Raw genomic sequence first — 16,258 nt, 5'->3', positions numbered from 1 at the left:
ACGTAAATGGACTTAGCTCGACGGTTAACCGCACGGTCAACCTACCGCCGGGGAGATGAGGGGCACGGTGGCGGAGACAAGCGCCGGGGACGTACGGCCGGACACCCCGCAGGAGATCGGCCGCCGGGTGCTGCGGATGCGCACCCGAGCCGGCCTCACCCAGCGGCAGCTGGCCGAGCCGGCGTACACCGCCGCCTACGTGTCCACCCTGGAGGCGGGGAGGGTCCGCCCCTCCGAGGCGGCGCTGCGCCACCTCGCCGCCCGGCTGGGCACCACGTACGAGGAACTGGCCACCGGACGGTCGCCGGAGGAGACCACCAGGCTGCGGGCCGGGCTCACCGACGCGCGCCGCGCCCTGGCCACCGGCTCGGCCGAGGACGCCGCCGGCCTCTTCGCCGGGCTGCTCGCCGAGGCGGAGCGGCTGGAGCTGGCGCCCGAACGGGCGGCGGCCCTGCTCGGCCTGGGCGACTGCGCCCTGGAGACCGGCGACCTGATGAGGGCCCGCGACCACTTCGAGGCCGCGGAGGGGCTGCTGGCCCGGGAGCCGCTGCCGGCGCGCGTCCCGGCGATCCGCGGCCGGGCACTGGCCCACCTGCTCGCCGGGGAGCTGCGCTACTCCTGCTACCTGCTGGAGTCCACGCTCGACGAACTCAACGCCTCCGGGCTGCACGACCCCGACGCGCTACTGCTGCTGTACACCGCGTCCATCGCCCCGTACATGGACATGGGGGCGTACGCACGTGCGGCGCACGCCGCCGAACTCGCGCTGGCGCTGGCCCCCCGGGTGGACGACCCGGCGCTGATCGCCGGGATGCACCGGGGGGTGGCCCGCACGCTCATCGCCGAGGGCCGCACCGCCGAGGCGGACGCCTCCCTGGCCAAGGCCCAGCAACTGTACGAGCAGCTGCGGATACGGACCGAGCTGGCGCACTGCCACTGGATGCGTGGCTACGTCCACGCCCAGGACGGCGATCTGGACCGCGCCGAACGCGAACTGCGCACCGCCCGCGACATGCTGGCCTCCAAGCGGGCCGCGCTCTTCACCGGGCAGGTGGAGGTGGAGCTGGCGGACGTGCTGCGCCGGCGCGGCCGGACGGACGAGGCGGAGGCGCTGCTCCGCCCGCTGCTCACCCCGGCGAACCCGGCGACCGCGGGGTCCACCGGGGCGTGGGGGACGGCGGTTACGGCGGCGACAGCGGCGGCCGTGGCGACCACGGCGGCGCAGGAGCCGGAGCCGGGGTCAGGGGCGGGAACGGGTCCGGGGGGCGGAGGCGGAACCGGGGGGCCGGGCCGGAGCGGGACGGGGAGGCCGCGGCGGGCCGGCACCGGAACGCGCCCGGCGGTGCCTGCGGCCGGGCGCTGGCCGAGCGGACCCGGCTCTCCGCCGAGCGCGGCGCGGTGCACGCCGGCGGCGCTCACCGGCTGCTCGGCCTGATCGCCGAGGAACGCGGCGACAACGAGGCCGCCGAGGAACACTACTGCGCCGCGCTGTCCCTGCTGGAACGCACCGGGGCGGCCGGTGACCTGGCGGACCTCTGCCGGCTCCTGGGCGACCTGCTGCGCCGGGAAGGCCGGGTGGAGGCCGCGCTGGACGCCTACCGCACCGGGCTGGGCCACCGTGCCGCGCCCGGGACCACCACCCTCGGCCCGGCCCCGGCCGAACCCCCGCTCTGACCGGCCCGGCCGGTCCCCCGTTCTGGCCGGCCGGCCCTCGTTGCGGCGCCTCCGGTCGGACCCCGTTTGCGGGCCTCCGGCCGGCCCTCGTTGCGGCGCCTCCGGCCGGCTCTGACCCGGCCTGACCCCGTGGCAGTGGGCCGGTCGGACCCCGTGGCGGTGGGCCGGTCGGACCCCGTGGCGGTGGGCCGGTCGGACCCCGTGGCGGTGGGCCGGTCGGACCCCGTGGCGGTGGCCGGTCGGATTCCGTGGCGGTGGGCCGGCCCGGGTCGCCCGCCTCCGCCCCCGGGCGGCCGGTCCGCCCCGGCGGTCCGGCGGGCCCCACCGACAACCCGCGGCCCGGCCGGCTCAGCGCGCCCGGCACCCCCCGCCGCGTACCACCGACCAGACGGCACATCTCACCCATAATCTCCCGTATGTCTCCTTCGCCGCCGAAGTCCGGGCCCGCGCTCCCCAGCGGGTTGCCCCTGGAGGTCTTCGACCCCGCGCCGGTGGGGGTGGCGGTGTTCCAGGGCGTGAGCCACGTCCTGACGTACCTCAACGACACCTACCGGCGCCTCTTCGGGGACCGGCCGCTGGGACGGCCGGTGCGGGAGGCGTTCAGCGATCTGGTCGAGCGCGGCTACCTGGACCTGTTGGACCAGGTGGTGCGCAGCGGCGAGCCGGTGCAGGTCACCGCCGCGCCGGTCACCGTGGGGGACGCGCGGGGCGGGGCGGAGAAGCGCCACTTCACCTTCAGCCTGTCCCCCGTGCCGACGGGCGCGGCGGGCACCGGGGTCCTGGTGGTCGTCGCGGAGGTCACCGGGCACGTCACCGAGACGGAGTACGCCCGGCTGCTGGCCGAGGAGCGGCGGCGGGCCGCGCGCCGCTACCGGAGTCTCGTCGCGGCCGGGGCGGAGAACATCTGGATGGCCGACCGGCGGGGCCGGCCGGTCGCGGACGACCCCGGCCGGGAGCCGATGACCGGCCTGCCCGGGGAACGGGCGCCGGAGGGCGGCTGGCAGGCGGCGGCCCACCCCGAGGACCGGGAGGCGCTGACCGCGCACTGGCGACGGGCCGTCGAAGAGGTCCCGGAGGTCTTCGAGCACGTCTGCCGGCTCCGCCAGTCCGACGGCACGTACCGGCACTGCCTGCTGCGGGCCGCACCGGTGCGCGAGGGCGGCGAGGTGCTGGAGTGGGTGGGCACCTGCGTGGACGTCGAGGAGCAGTGGCTGCGGGACCGGCGCACCGAGCTGCTGGGACGGGCGGCGGCCGCGGTGAGCAGGCGGCGCGAGGTGCCGGAGGCATTCGCGGCGCTGAGCCCGCTGATCGTGCCCGCGCTGGCCGACGAGTGCGGCATCTACCTGCTGCCGGAGGGTTCCGCCGAGGCCGCGGAGGGCCCGCTGCCGGTGCGGCGGGTGGCGGCGCTGGCCCGGGAAGGGCTGCCGGCCGGACTGCCGCCGCGCCGCGAGGAGGCGGTGGCGGCCGACCATGCGATCACCCGCGCGGTACGGGAACGCCGCCCGGTGCAGGCGGTGTTCCCGCCCGGCGAGGTGCCCGAGGACTTCGCACCGCCGGGCACCCGCTCCTGGCTTAACCGCGCCCGCGCGCACAGCGGCGTCCTGCTGCCGGTGCTGGTGGACGGGACGGTGGCGGCGGTGCTCGCCGCGTTCACCTGCGGCGACCGCGACCCGGTGCCCCCGGCGGACCGCGATCTGATGCGGGACCTGATCGAGCAGGCCCACGCCCCGCTCAGCCGGGCCATGCAGCTGCGGCGCACCCAGCAGGTGGCGCGGGCCCTCCAGCACAGCCTGCTCACCGAGCCGCCCGACGTCCCGGAGCTGCGGATCGCGGTCCGCTACCTGCCCAGCCCGGCCGCCGCCGAGGTCGGCGGCGACTGGTACGACGCGTTCGTCCTGCCCGACGGGGCGACCACGCTGGTCATCGGTGACGTGGCCGGGCACGATCTGGCGGCCGCGGTGACCATGAGCCAGATGCGGAACATGCTGCGCGCGCTGGCCATGGACCGGGTGGAGCCACCGGGCGACATCCTGCGCCGGCTCGACGTCGGCGCCCAGCTGCTCCGCCCCGAGCAGGCCACCACCACCTGCGTGCTGGCCCGGGTGGAGGGGCCGAGGGGCGGTCCCTGGCAGTTGAACTACTCGGTCGCCGGGCACCCGCCACCGCTGCTGGTGACCGCCGACGGCACGGCCGTCTTCCTGGACGACGCCCAGGACGTCCTGCTGGGCGGCCTGTTGCCGGAGGCGGAACGGATCGGCGCGATCCGACCGCTGCCGCCCGACGCCACCGTCCTGCTCTACACCGACGGCCTGGTCGAGCGGCCCGGCGAGGACATCACCCGGGGGCTGGAACGGCTGCGCGCCCTGGCCGGCACCCTCGCCGGGGAACCGCTGGAGGCGTTCTGCGACCGGCTGCTCGCCGACTCCCCCGTCACCGGCCGCGACGACATCGCCCTCATCGCGCTGCGCCTGCCGCCGGAGCCGGGGTAGCGGCGGGCGCGCGGCCCCTTGCGGTTGCCGCCGGGGCCACCGGTACCGCCGGGGTCGGGGCGGCGGGCGTCACCACACCGCCGGGGCCACCGGGGCCCGGGTGGCGGCGGATACGTGCCAGGCCGCCGGTACCGCCGGGGCCCGGGTGGCGGCGGCGCTCATCGCGCCCGCCGCTCCCCCACGGTCGGCGGCCCGGGCGCCGGACGGGCGGGACGGCCGGCCGGCGGTCCGGGCCCGGTCACGGCCCTCCGTACGGCGGGACACGGCCGGGGACGGACGCGTACCGCTCCGGGCTGCGCGGTGCCGGGCGGCAGGAGGGGGCGTCGGACGGCGCCGAGACTACGGAACGGCGTCGGGCGACACGGTCGGGCACGCGGCGCCGGGTGGCGGGGCGGCGTCGAACGGCACGAGGACCGCACGGGACGGTGCCGAGCAGCACCGGTGGCACGGGGCGGCGCCGGCGGCAGGTACCGGCGGCGCGGGGCGGTGCCTGGGGCGGGTCAGCCGCCCCACCACACCGCTCGGTCGGTGTCGACCATACGGCTCTCGCTCCGGGCGGCTCGGGTCCCGCCGTTGCACGGCTGGGCGCACAGCACCCGCAGGTTCTCCGCGTCGTTGGCGCATCTCCGCGCCTCCTCCTGGGTGATGGCGGAGACCTGCCGATCGTGGACCTCCCAGGTCACCGGCTCGGCGTTGGTGCGCACATAGGCGATGATCCCCATGACGTGGTCGATGGTGACGTAGCGGTCGCCGTCCGTCGCGGGGACGCGGTCCCGCTTCCGCGGGATGTGGGTCCCGCACTTCGCACACGCGTACTCGGTGCGTCCGTTCGCCTGCCGGCTGGGCGTGGCGGCCAGCACCCCCTGCACGGTCTCGTCGGTGAACCCGATGCTCGTCCTGGTACCGTCCCACAGCCGTTCGCCATTCGGTCCCCGGCTCGGCAGCTGCGGCGGCCGGGCGCCGGCCGGGTCGTAGCCCTGCTGCTCCTGCAACCGGTTCGAGCGCGGGCGCCCCGAGTACGGGGAGTCGTTCGCCGCCTGGCGCCGGGCGTTCCGCCGCACGTCCTGCCCGCGCAGGGGTGCCCGCTGGACGACGGCCCGCGGGACCGCGCCGGCCGTGCGCCGCCCGGCGAGCAGCCCGTGCCCGGCCGCCAGCAGCCGGGTCACTGCCGCGTTCCCCGCGGTGCGCTGGAGTCCGGTCACGCTCCTCACCGGCGCCCCCGCGGACCGGCCCTCCACGGCCTCCTCGGCCGGTCGCCGGGACCGTTCCGGCCGCCGCTCCGTCTCCCGTTCGTCATACGCACGCACAGCGGTACCCCTCGGGATCGGCCGGCCGGAACCACCAGCGTCCTCCGGCGTCCGACGGCCCGTCAACCCGGCCCGTGCACCGTCCGCCACTCCGTCGACCGCCCGGCACGGCGCGGCCGGGGAGCGGAACGGCCGGCCGGTGGGCCGGCTCACGGCGCGGGCACCGGACAGCCGCCGGTGACCGCTCAACCGCGGGCCGCCGCCCACCGCCGGGGTACGAGCCCGGCCGAGATGAAGAGGCACAACCACCGGGGGTACGGAAGGACGCCGGATACGGGAGAGCGCCGAGGCGCGGAAGGACGCCGAGTACGCCGAGGTGCGGAAGGACGCCGAGGGTGGGGAGGGCGCCGAGGGTGGGAAGGGCGCCGGGGCACAAGACGGTGGCGAGGTGCGGACGGACGCCGGAAGGACGGCGCCGGTGGGCACGGGCGGAACGGCCGAGCCGCGACGCGGCGGGTCACCTCCACCGCCGCGCCGCGACATCTTCCGGCAGCCGGTCGGCCCTTCCCCCCGCCAAGGGCCGGCCGGCTGCTGGTCTCATGCGGCGGGTGTCCGTCCCGCCCCGCGGCAGGGTCCGCCCACCGAAGGGCGTGGCCCCGCCCCGCGAGAGGCCCGGCCCCGGTGCGGGTGTCCCCCGGCCCCTCGCACCGCCGCCCCCTTCCCCGCCGCCCTGGTCAGTGACCCGGGACCGCGCGGCGGTCCGGGACGGCGCACGGCACCGCCCGGCGGCCGGCGGCCCCGGGACGCGACGACCGCCGCGGCACGATGGCACGGGCGACGGTCCCGGTGAGCCGCGCCCGCGGCGGCTGCGACGCCGACCGGGTCCGCGTCGCCCGGGGTACATCCGGGATACGGGGTGCCCGCGACGCGTACGGGACGTGCCGCGCGCCCGACGGGGCGAACGGCCAGCGCGACGCGTGCGGTGAGTACGGCGCGTGCGGCGCGGTGTCCGGGAACGCGGGGACGGGCCGGTGGACGACCGGCAGGCCGCCGCGTGTGGGGGACGCGGCGGCCTGTGGCCCTGCACCGCACTCCACGGTCCGCCCCGTGGCGACGCCCGTGGCGGCCCGGGACGCCGACGAACGCCGGTGAGCACGGTGGCACGGGGTGGAGCGGGCGGGGGCCGAGGTGGCTCCCGCGAGGTGGTGCGGCATGACGACCACTCTTCCGGACCCCCGCCGGGTACGGAATCCGTCGCTGGTCGGGGATCGACCCCCGCCGGTCGGCGGGGGTCCGACCACCACCCGACGGAGCCCGGGGCTCCACTTCCCCGCCACCCGTGGGGCACTCTTGGAACGTTTCGGGGGACGTACGGCGTCCACCGGGACAACGCGGAAGGAAGAGGGAGCGTCTGGTGATCCGTGTAGCGGTGGTGGACGACGAGCGGCTCGTCCGGTCCGGCCTGCGGCTGATCCTCGGGACGGCGCCGGACATCGAGGTCGTCGCCGACTGCACCGGTGCGGAGGCGGTGGAGCGGGTGACGGCCGGCGGCGCCGACGTGGTGCTGCTGGACATCCGGATGCCGGAGGTGGACGGACTGACCGTGCTGCGCCGGCTGCGCGACCGTCCGCACCCGCCGGCGGTGGCCATGCTCACCACCTTCGACGCGCAGGAGTACCTGGCGGCGGCGCTGCGGGAGGGCGCGGCCGGCTTCCTGCTCAAGGACACCGACCCGGAACAGCTGGTGCGTGCGGTCCGCACCCTCGCCCAGGGCGGCAGCGTGCTCGACCCCGGCGTCACCCGGACCGTCATCGGCGGCTTCCTCGCCGCCGAGGCGGAGGCCACCGCCACCGACGCGGTCCGCGCCCTCACCCCCCGGGAGCGCGAGGTGCTGGCACTGCTCGGGGAGGGGCTGGCCAACCCGCGGATCGCCGACCGGATGGGGCTTGCCCCCAGCACCGTGAAGGACCACGTCCGGGCGGTGCTGGCCAAGCTCGGCGGGCTCAACCGCGTCCAGGCCGCGATCGTCGCGGACCGGGCCGGACTGGTCGCGGGCGGACCACCGGGCGGGGCGGCATGAACCCGTACCGGAACGACGCCACGGCCCCGCACGGCCCCGACACCGGCCCTGGGGGCGACCACCACGGGCCGGCTTCCGCGGGCGGGCCCGCGGAAGGGGCCACGGGCGGGACCACGGCCACGGACGCCGGCGACACCGGTACCGCACCCGGGACCGCGCCCCGGCCCGTGCCCGGGCGGGAGACCCGTACCGCACCCGGGAACGGCAGCGGACCCGGCACCGGGCACGGACCCGACGGAGAGCACGACCACGGGCACGGCGCCGGGAACGGGCCCCACGGCGAGCACGGGCACGGACCCGACGCCGGGAACGGGCCCCACGGCGAGCACGGGCACGGGCACGGCGGCGGCCGGTGGTGGACGCGTCACGCGGCACCGCTGGCGGTCCCCGTCCTCCTCGGGGTGGCCGACGCACTGCTGGTCAACGGGGTCTCCCCCGGGCCGGCGCTGGACGTCTCGCTGCTCGCCGCGGGCGTCCTGCCGTTCCGCCGCCGCTTCCCGCTCGCGGTCTTCCTCGCCACCCTGCCGGGCATCCTCATCGGGTACGTCTGGTTCGCCCCGATGATCGCGCTGTACACGGTGGCGGTACGCGGCGCCGGCCCGCGGCTGCTCGCCCTGTGCGCGCCGCTGCTCGCCGCCGGGCACTTCGTGCCCTGGCCGGTGTCGGACCTGGAACCCACCGCCTACCGCGAGAACACCCTCACCCTGATCGACTCCTGTGTGACCGCCGTGGTGCCCATCGCGCTCGGCCTGCTGACCCGCACCCGCCGCGAACTGGCCGACCGGGTGGACGACCTGGTCCGCAGCCGCGCCCGCGCGGACCAGCTCCTCGCCGACCAGGTGGTGGGCACCGAACGCGCGCGGCTCGCCCGGGAGATGCACGACGTGGTGGCCCACCAGGTCAGCCTGATCAGCCTGCAGGCCGGAGCGGTGCAGATCAGCACCGACGATCCGCGGGCGAGGGAGGCCGCCCGGACCATCCGGGAGCTGTCCGTCCGCACCCTCGACGAGCTCCGCCACATGGTCGGCATCCTGCGGAAGGCGGTCGGCGACACGCCGGACCTCACCCCGCAGCCGCGCCTCGCCGACCTGCCCCGGCTCATCGCGGAGAGCGCGCTGGACGTCACCTACCGCGCGGACCCCACGCCCGGCGCACCCGGGCCGGAGGGGCGTCCGGAGGCGGTGGAGCGGGCCGCCTACCGGACCGTGCAGGAGGCACTGACCAATGTGCGCAAGCACGCGCCGGGGGCACGGGTGGAGGTCCGGGTCGGCGCACCGCGGCCGGGGGACGACGGGTTGCTGGTCGAGATCCGCAACGGACCGCCGGACGCCGCCGCCCCGGCCCCCGGGCTGCCCGGCGGCGGCCACGGCCTGATCGGGCTGCGGGAGCGCGCCCAGTCGCTCGGCGGCACCTTCACCGCGCACCCGACCGAGGACGGCGGCTTCCTGGTCCGGGCCGCGTTCCCCGGGCACCGCCCCTCGGCGACCGGGGCCGGCGGGTGCCGCCCGGCACCGGACCGGCGGCCCGGCTCCCCCGCCCCGGACCACACCGGCCGGCCGGGCACCGTGCCGTTCGGCGGACTCCCCGGCGGGATGTGCGCGGCCGGCGATCCGGCGTGACGCGGCCCCCGCACGGGGGTGGACCGGGCGCCCATGCGGCCGGACGGCGAGGGGGACCGAGCGGCGGTGGGACCGGACCCCGGGGACGGTGGCAGGACCGTGGGAGCGGCCCGCGGGGAACCCGGCGGGCGGACCGGACCGGAGGGCACGCCCCCTACGGGGTGCTGGTGGACACGACCCGCACGGGGTACCGAAGGACGCGTCCCGTACGAGGGCTCGGAGGACACGGCCCCCTACGGGGGGACCGGAGGGCATAACCCGTACGGGGGGCCGGAGGGGGCCGGCTCGCCGCGTAGGGCCCCGGCACGGCGAACGCCGCCACCGGCACGGCTCTACGCGGCGGCCGCCCCGGTGGCGGCGGGTACGTCCGGATACACCTCGAAGAGTCTTCGGACACCGAGCGCGGCGAGCACCCGGTTCACGTGGGAGCCGTCCGGCGCGCCCTCGGTCGGCAGGATCAGCCGCAGTTCGCCCGAGCAGGAGCGCATCAACCGGCGCGCGGCGATCAGCACGCCCACCCCGCTGGAGTCGCAGAACCGGACCTCCGACAGGTCCATCACCACCGCGTGGCGGCCGTCGGCGACCGCGTCATGGACCCGCTGGCGTACGGCGGGGGAGGTCACCAGGTCCATCTCGCCGGACACCCGGAGCACCGCCCACTCCCCCTGTACCGCCTCCGTCACCTTCAACGTCACGCCGCGATGCCCTTCGCTCGCCCGCCAACCGGAACAGACTCCTCCCGGGTGCGCCTGCCCCGGCGCTCCGTCACGAAACGTCCGGGTCCACCCGCTGCCCGCCGGCCGGCTCCCGGCGTCGCGTCATCCCACCGGGGCACCGCCCCGCCGCCAGGCGTCAGCCGCCGGTACCGACCCTATGTTCCGGAGCGCGCCGGCGCCGTACCGTTTCGGCGGAACGTCAGCACCACCGGTTCCCGGCCCCATACCATCCGTGGCCGCCCGGCGGGGGCGGATTGCCCGGAACGGGCGTGTCCCGTCGGTGATTCGCACTACATTCGAGGCAAGTGGCGGCATAGTGGCCGCACACCGCACGCGCTCGGGGACGACCGGTTTCGGGGCCGCCGACACCACCGATGGGGGGCCGCATGACGCACGACGCACCACCCCGCTGGGACCGCAGGATGCAACAGCGGCTGGCGCGCGGGGAGGCCGCCGCGCTCGGGGAGCTGTACGACCGCTTCGCCTCGCTCGTCCACCACCTCGCGTACCGGGTCCTGGACGAGGAGGACGCCGCCGTCCGCGTCACCCTTGAGGTCTTCACGCACATCTGGGAGCGTCCCGACACCTACGATCCCCGGCGCGGCCCCTTCCGCTCCTGGATCGCCGACCTCACCCACCGCCACGCCCTCAACCGGCTCCGGGAGACCGCGACCGCCCTCGGCGCCGCCGGGCTGCACCGCCTCCGCGCGGCAGGTCGAGGCCAGGGTGCGCGACGCCTCCGCCGCCGCCCGGGCCGACTACATCGTGACCTCGATGCCCCCGCCGCTGCGCGCCGCGCTGGAGCTGGCCTACTTCCACCGCCGGGACTACCGCCAGGCCGCCGCCGCGCTCGGGGTCACCGAGGACGAGGCCCGACGCCGGCTGCGCCTCGGTCTCCAGCTGCTCGCCACGGCGAACGGCCGCACGGCGCCGTCCGCGGCGCCGCCCGGTCCCGGACGGACGCCGTGACCGGCGCGAACGGACCGGAGCGTCACGACGGGACCGCCGGTGACGGCGGCCACGACGGCCTGTCGCACGAGGGCCGCCCGCGCTCCCCCGGCGGTGACGGCGGCCCCGGCGAGGAGTTCCCCGGCGGGGCGCGCGGCCACGACGACCGGGCCGGCCGCCCGGACGGCCGGGAGGAGAACACCCCCGGGAACGGCGGCGGGCCGGACGCGGGCGGCCACGGCGCCGGGCGGCCGGACGGCGCCGGCCGTCCCGGGCGCGGGGACGGCACCCCGGGAACCGGCGGCGGCACCCCCGGCGACGGCCGGCGGTCCGGCTCCCCGGCACGGCCCCGCATACCGCTGCCGCGCCCGGCCGCCGAGGACGCCGCGCACTGGCCCGGCGGGATCCGTCGCCGTACCCCCACGGACGGCGGCCCCGGCGACGGCCCGGCCCGCACCGGACAGCACGCCCGGCCGGCCGGGCCCGGTACGGATCCGCCGCGCCAGACGGACCCGGCCGGTCCCGGAGCGGACCGCACCGGCGACGGGACCGCGCACGCCACCGAGACCGGCTCCGGCAGCACCGGCCGCGGCTCCGACACCACCGGCCCCACCGACCCCGGCTCGGACACCACCGGCACCACCAGCACCACCAGCCCCACCGGCACCACCGGCCCCACCGGCACCACCGGCCCCACCGGCACCACCGGCTCCGACACCACCGCGGACCCCGCCCGGCCCGGCAGCGGCCCGGCGGACCGCGGCACCGACGCCTCCGCGAGCGGCCGCGGGGCCGGCACCGGCCACGCCCCGGACGCCGACCGGGCCGGGCCGGTGGCGGGTGACCCGGAGGCGGGCGGCCCGTCCCGGCAGGCGCCGTCCGCCGTGCCGCGCACCCGCGGCCCGGCCGGGTCCGCGCCGTCCGCCGGGGAACCGCGGTCGCACCGGGTGCTGAAGTCGCTGCTGGGCGCGTGGGCGCTGGCCGCCTGCTCCGCCGAGGAGACCGCCGCCGTCGAGGACCACCTCAACGACTGCGTGCCGTGCGCCGAGGAGGCGCTCCGGCTGCGTGACGCGGTGAGCCTGCTCCAGCCGGAGGACAGCCTGGACCTCGACCCCCGGCTGCGCACCAGCGTGCTGGCGGGGTGCCTGGTGCGGCGGCCGGCCCGCATCCCGGTGCCGGAGTGGGCCACCGCGTACGACGCCGAGGCGGCCCGGCTGGACGCGCTGCTGCGGGACATGGGATCCGCGGAGTGGCGGGCCCCGGTCCGGCTGAAGTGGTTCGACGGGGAGCGGGCGGCCGGCCGGGACACCACGGTCGCCGGGGTGCTCGGTCACCTGCTGGCGGTGGACGGCATCCTCGCCGCGGCCCTCGGGCTGCCGGACCCGCTCGGCGCGGACGCGCCGGCCGGCCCGGTGGCGCGCACCGAGGCGGTGTGGCGGCGCCACCCGGTGGAGCCCCTGGACCCGGACGCGCCGCCGGACCCGGTGCACGACTCGGACCTGTTCACCGCCGTGCCGGGCAGGTTCACCGGCGGCGGCGCGGGTCCGTTCGGGGCGGGCACGGCCCGCGGACCCTACCGGGGCGGCGGCCGGCAGCCCGGTGACGTCCGGGAACCGTGGCGGGCCCAGGTGCACGCGCTGGTGCGCGCCGCGTCCTTCGCCGGCCGCCGGGCCGAGACCCTCACCGTGCCCTTCGGGGACCTCCGGCTCTCGCTGCCCGACTCCTTCGTCGACCGCGCCTTCGGCTGCTGGGTGCACGCCGGGGACATCGCGGACGCGGTGAACTACCCGTACGAGCTGCCGCAGCCGGCCCACTTCCACCAGATGGTGAACCTGTACGCGCGCCGGCTGCCGGAGGTGCTCGCCGAACGCCGCCGCTCGGGCCGCGCGGGCCCGCCGCGGCGCCTGGTGGCCGCCGGGGCACCGGGCCGGTCGCTCCGGCTGGAGGTGGAGGACGACGGCGGCGGCGAGTGGTTCATCGCGCTGGACTCGCCCGGGGCCTCCGCCGGCCCCGAGGGCCAGGTCGCGCACATCACCCTGGACCGCGAGACCTTCTACCAGCTGGCGGCCGGGCACGTGCCGCCCCAGGACGCCGCGGCCGGGCAGGCCGGCGACCGCCAGGCGATCCGGGACGTGCTCTTCGCCACCGCCGCGATGTCCCGGCTGTGACCCGCCGCCGGGCCGCCCCGGCCGGGTGACCGCCGGCGGCAGCCGGCCCGTCCCACCGCCACCGGCGAGGCGCGGGCCGTCCCGCCGGCACCGGGGCCGGCACCGTGTCCCACCGCCGGCGGCATCGCCCCGGCCTGCGGCGCCCCGCCGTGCGCCGCCCAAGCGTCCGGCGCCGGGCTACGCGAAGACGACCGTGCGGGTGCCGTCGAGCAGCACCCGCCGCTCGCTGTGCCACTTCACCGCGCGGGCCAGCGCCTGGCACTCCACGTCCCGCCCCACCGCGACCAGCTGGTCGGGGGTGAGCTCGTGGCCCACCCGCTCCACCTCCTGCTCGATGATCGGCCCCTCGTCCAGCTCGGCGGTCACGTAGTGCGCGGTGGCACCGATCAGCTTCACCCCCCGGGCGTGCGCCTGGTGGTACGGCTTGGCGCCCTTGAAGCTCGGCAGGAAGGAGTGGTGGATGTTGATGATGCGCCCGGACAGCTCCCGGCACAGGGTGTCCGAGAGCACCTGCATGTAGCGGGCGAGCACCACCAGCTCCACGTTCTCGGCGCGCACCAGCTCCAGCAGCCGGGCCTCCGCCTCCGCCTTGGTGTCCTTGGTGACCGGCAGGTGGTGGAACGGCACCCCGTAGGAGCCGACCAGCTCCCGGAAGTCCTCGTGGTTGGAGACCACCGCGGCGATCTCGATCGGCAGCGCCCCGATCCGGGTGCGGAAGAGCAGGTCGTTCAGGCAGTGCCCGAACTTCGAGACCATCAGCACCACCCGCATCCGCTGGTCGGCGCGGTTGATCTCCCAGTCCATCCGGAAGGACTCGCCCACCGCCGCGAAGCTGGCCCGGAGGCTCTCCAGCGACACCGGGGACTCCGCGCGGAAGTGCACCCGCATGAAGAACAGACCGGTGTCGCGGTCGCCGTACTGCCGACTGTCCTCGATGTTGCAGCCGGTCATGAACAGGAAGCTCGACACGGCGTGCACGATGCCCTGCTTGTCGGGGCAGGACAGGGTGAGGATGTACTGGTCGGGGACGGCAGATCGCGGCTCGCTCATGACCCCATAGCGTGGCACACCGCCCGCCGGCTTCAGGCCCGGCGCGTCATCATGGCAAGAACGTGCAGCGGGTGCGGCGGCCGGTCGGGGTCCTCGCCGTCGTTGACCGCCAGCTGCACATGGGCGTCCCGGGCCGCCAGGACAGCTTCCGGCCAGGCGGGGTGCTCCAGGTAGGCGGAGACCGGCGCGTCCGCGCCCACCTGGTGCATGATCCGCAGCACCCGGAGCACCGCGACGTCCACCAGCGCGGTCTCCTGGGCGTCCCGGAAGATCGTGCCGATGTACTTCTCGGCGGACCAGTTGTCCAGCCAGGTGTCCTCGACCAGCCGGTACACGGCGTCGGTGACGTCACCGTATCCGTCCTGGCCGGCCAGCCAGCACTCCTGCTGGAAGACCGGGTCGGAGAGCATGTGCAGCGCCGAGCGGACATTGCTGCGCCAGCGCCACCACGGCATGTCTTTGAGCGGCATGGCGCCCATGGTGGTCGAGCGGCGGGCGCGACGGGAAGTGTTCTCCGAACCTTGCACGGTCACCGATCGTACGTTCTTCACACCTGGGCGATCTTCAACCCCCGCAATTCACGGCGAGGACACCTTTCGTTGCTCCTTCGGCTCGCGTGCATTCCGGGGGGAACGCCACGCTCCGCGGTATGACCGGAAGGCGACGACTCCTCCCCTCCTCACGCCGCGCCACCGCCGCGGCCCTGTGCACGGTGGTCAGCGCGTCGCTGGCCACCGGCTGCGGGGCGCTGCCCGGGACCTCGCGGGGCTCCGGGGACGGTCCCATCGTCGTGATGACGTGGGCCCCCGAAGGCTCCAGCGCGACCGACATGTCAGACATGCCTGCCATGGCCCAGGCGTACGCCCGGTGGGTCAACGACACCGGCGGCATCCACGGCCGCGAACTGAAGGTGATCACCTGCAACGAGCGGAACGACAGCGTACAGGCCGGCCGCTGCGCCGAACGCGCGGTGGCGGAGGGAGCCGTCGCCGTGGTCGGCTCCTACAGCCAGCACGCCCGCTCCTTCATGGCCCCGCTGAAGGTGTCCGGCATCCCCTACATCGGCGGCTACGGGCTCTCCCAGGAGGAGTTCACCAGCCCCGTCTCGTACCCGGTCAACGGAGGACTGGCGACGCTGCTGGCCGGCAACGGGCGGCAGCTCGCGGCCGTCTGCGACCGCGTCTCCCTGGTCCGTCCGGACACCATCGCCGGGGACGAGCTGCCCGACCTGCTCGACGCGGGCCTGGCGGCCGGCCGGCGCCCGCCGGCCACCGACATCCGGGCCCCCGAGGACGCCTCCGACTACACCCGGCACGCACGGCGCGCGCTGGACGGCGTCGGCGCCGGTGGGGACTCCGGTGGGGACACCGCGGCGGAGCAGGACCGGGGCACCACCCGGACCTCCACCGGCCCCACGGGCGCCACCACCACCGCCACCACCGCGACCGCCGACGGGCCCGGCGCCACCGGCACCACGGACACGGACGCGCCCGACATCGCGGACGCCCCGCGCGGCTCGCGGTCGTCCTGCGTCACCGCGGCCCTGGGCAGGCGCACCAACACCTTCTTCGACTCCTTCCGCCGCCTCCAGAAGGGCGGTGCCACGGTGCGGATCGCCTCGGTGCTCGGCAGCGTCCGGCAGTCCCTGGTGGACAGCGCCGGCGGCCGGAACAGCCCGCTGGAGGGCGCGTACGCCACCGGGTGGTACCCGGCCGCCGACGATCCCCGGTGGAACGAGATGAACCGGGTCATCAACCGGTACGCGTTCCAGGACGACCGCATCGACCCGGCCGACCCAGGGGCGCAGACCACCTGGATCGCCTACACGGTGCTCCGGTCGGTGCTGCTCTCGCTCGACGAGGACGACATCGACGGCGCGTCGGTGCGCCGCCAGCTCAACCGCGGGCACGCGGTGGACACCGGCGGCCTGACCCCGCCGCTGCGCTGGGGGTTCAACGACAAGCTGGCGATCGACCGGTACCCGCGGATCGTCAACGCCAACGTCACCTATCAGGTGGTCAGGAACGGGCGGCTGGTGGCCGTCCGCGAGGGCTTCGTGGACGTCGGCGACACCCTGGCCGACTACTCCCGGCGCACCTGACCGCCGCCACCACCCACGACCTGATCGCGCCCGCCACCCGACCGGCACCCGCTCCCGGCGCCCCCGGTGGTCCCGGCGCGGGCCGGCGGACCGCCGGGCCGGCGGTCGTTCAGCCCGGCGGAACGGCGCCGTGCAGCCTGCCGCCGGCCCGGCGGCGGACCGTCCC

Annotated in this window: 9 protein-coding genes and 2 pseudogenes; 7 read left to right on the top strand and 4 right to left on the bottom strand. The window is 77.0% G+C overall.

Translation table 11 applies throughout. The features are described from left to right. Positions 1-55: 55 nt before the first annotated feature. Both IHE55_RS17380 and IHE55_RS17370 read left to right on the top strand, forming a co-directional pair. A pseudogene (locus IHE55_RS17380) lies at positions 56-1,674 on the top strand (transcriptional regulator). A 416-nt stretch (positions 1,675-2,090) separates the two neighbouring features. Further along, the gene (locus tag IHE55_RS17370; RefSeq protein ID WP_197989861.1) at positions 2,091-4,163 is read left to right on the top strand and encodes a SpoIIE family protein phosphatase; all 2,073 of its coding nucleotides are present in this window, start codon (positions 2,091-2,093) and stop codon (positions 4,161-4,163) included. A gap of 500 nt (positions 4,164-4,663) precedes the next feature. On the opposite strand, the gene IHE55_RS17365 is transcribed toward IHE55_RS17370, so the two are convergent. Beyond that, complete coding sequence (locus IHE55_RS17365; protein WP_197989860.1) at positions 4,664-5,365, bottom strand: hypothetical protein; 702 nt, start codon at positions 5,363-5,365, stop codon at positions 4,664-4,666. Positions 5,366-6,824: 1,459 nt separating this feature from the next. On the opposite strand from IHE55_RS17365, the gene IHE55_RS17360 reads away from it, so the two are divergent. Together IHE55_RS17360 and IHE55_RS17355 are read left to right on the top strand one after the other, a co-directional pair. Next, entirely contained in the window at positions 6,825-7,490 is a 666-nt protein-coding gene (locus IHE55_RS17360; RefSeq protein WP_197989859.1) for a response regulator, read from the top strand. A 401-nt stretch (positions 7,491-7,891) separates the two neighbouring features. Then, positions 7,892-9,109: a sensor histidine kinase gene (locus IHE55_RS17355; RefSeq protein ID WP_307826704.1), complete on the top strand. Its 1,218-nt coding sequence runs from the start codon at positions 7,892-7,894 to the stop codon at positions 9,107-9,109. Positions 9,110-9,441: 332 nt separating this feature from the next. Here the strand turns inward: IHE55_RS17355 and IHE55_RS17350 are convergent, their stop codons facing one another. Beyond that, positions 9,442-9,804, bottom strand: a complete 363-nt coding sequence (locus tag IHE55_RS17350; protein WP_197989857.1) for an STAS domain-containing protein — start codon at positions 9,802-9,804, stop codon at positions 9,442-9,444. A gap of 407 nt (positions 9,805-10,211) precedes the next feature. On the opposite strand from IHE55_RS17350, the pseudogene IHE55_RS17345 reads away from it, so the two are divergent. Next, positions 10,212-10,794 (top strand): annotated as a pseudogene (locus IHE55_RS17345) (sigma-70 family RNA polymerase sigma factor). Between the two features lie 812 nt (positions 10,795-11,606). Further along, the gene (locus IHE55_RS17340) at positions 11,607-12,941 is read left to right on the top strand and encodes a zf-HC2 domain-containing protein (RefSeq protein ID WP_197992067.1); all 1,335 of its coding nucleotides are present in this window, start codon (positions 11,607-11,609) and stop codon (positions 12,939-12,941) included. Between the two features lie 177 nt (positions 12,942-13,118). Here IHE55_RS17340 and purU read toward each other — a convergent pair whose 3' ends face one another. Together purU and IHE55_RS17330 are read right to left on the bottom strand one after the other, a co-directional pair. Next, complete coding sequence (gene purU / locus IHE55_RS17335) at positions 13,119-13,991, bottom strand: formyltetrahydrofolate deformylase (protein ID WP_197989856.1); 873 nt, start codon at positions 13,989-13,991, stop codon at positions 13,119-13,121. A 32-nt stretch (positions 13,992-14,023) separates the two neighbouring features. Continuing rightward, positions 14,024-14,524 (bottom strand): SCO4402 family protein, encoded by a 501-nt coding sequence (locus IHE55_RS17330; RefSeq protein WP_197989855.1) that lies wholly within the window; start codon positions 14,522-14,524, stop codon positions 14,024-14,026. A 116-nt stretch (positions 14,525-14,640) separates the two neighbouring features. On the opposite strand from IHE55_RS17330, the gene IHE55_RS17325 reads away from it, so the two are divergent. After that, positions 14,641-16,092: an ABC transporter substrate-binding protein gene (locus IHE55_RS17325; RefSeq protein ID WP_197989854.1), complete on the top strand. Its 1,452-nt coding sequence runs from the start codon at positions 14,641-14,643 to the stop codon at positions 16,090-16,092. The last annotated feature ends 166 nt before the right edge of the window (positions 16,093-16,258 follow it).

This window comes from Streptomyces pactum (assembly GCF_016031615.1).
In the GTDB taxonomy this organism is placed as follows: Bacteria; Actinomycetota; Actinomycetes; order Streptomycetales; family Streptomycetaceae; genus Streptomyces; species Streptomyces pactus.
This window is presented reverse-complemented; position numbering and strand designations above follow the sequence as displayed.

Coding starts and splice junctions, on each gene's coding strand:
- purU (WP_197989856.1), bottom strand. CDS start 13,991: ATGAGCGAGCCGCGATCTGCCGTCCCCGACCAGTACATCCTCACCCTG.
- IHE55_RS17370 (WP_197989861.1), top strand. CDS start 2,091: ATGTCTCCTTCGCCGCCGAAGTCCGGGCCCGCGCTCCCCAGCGGGTTG.
- IHE55_RS17325 (WP_197989854.1), top strand. CDS start 14,641: ATGACCGGAAGGCGACGACTCCTCCCCTCCTCACGCCGCGCCACCGCC.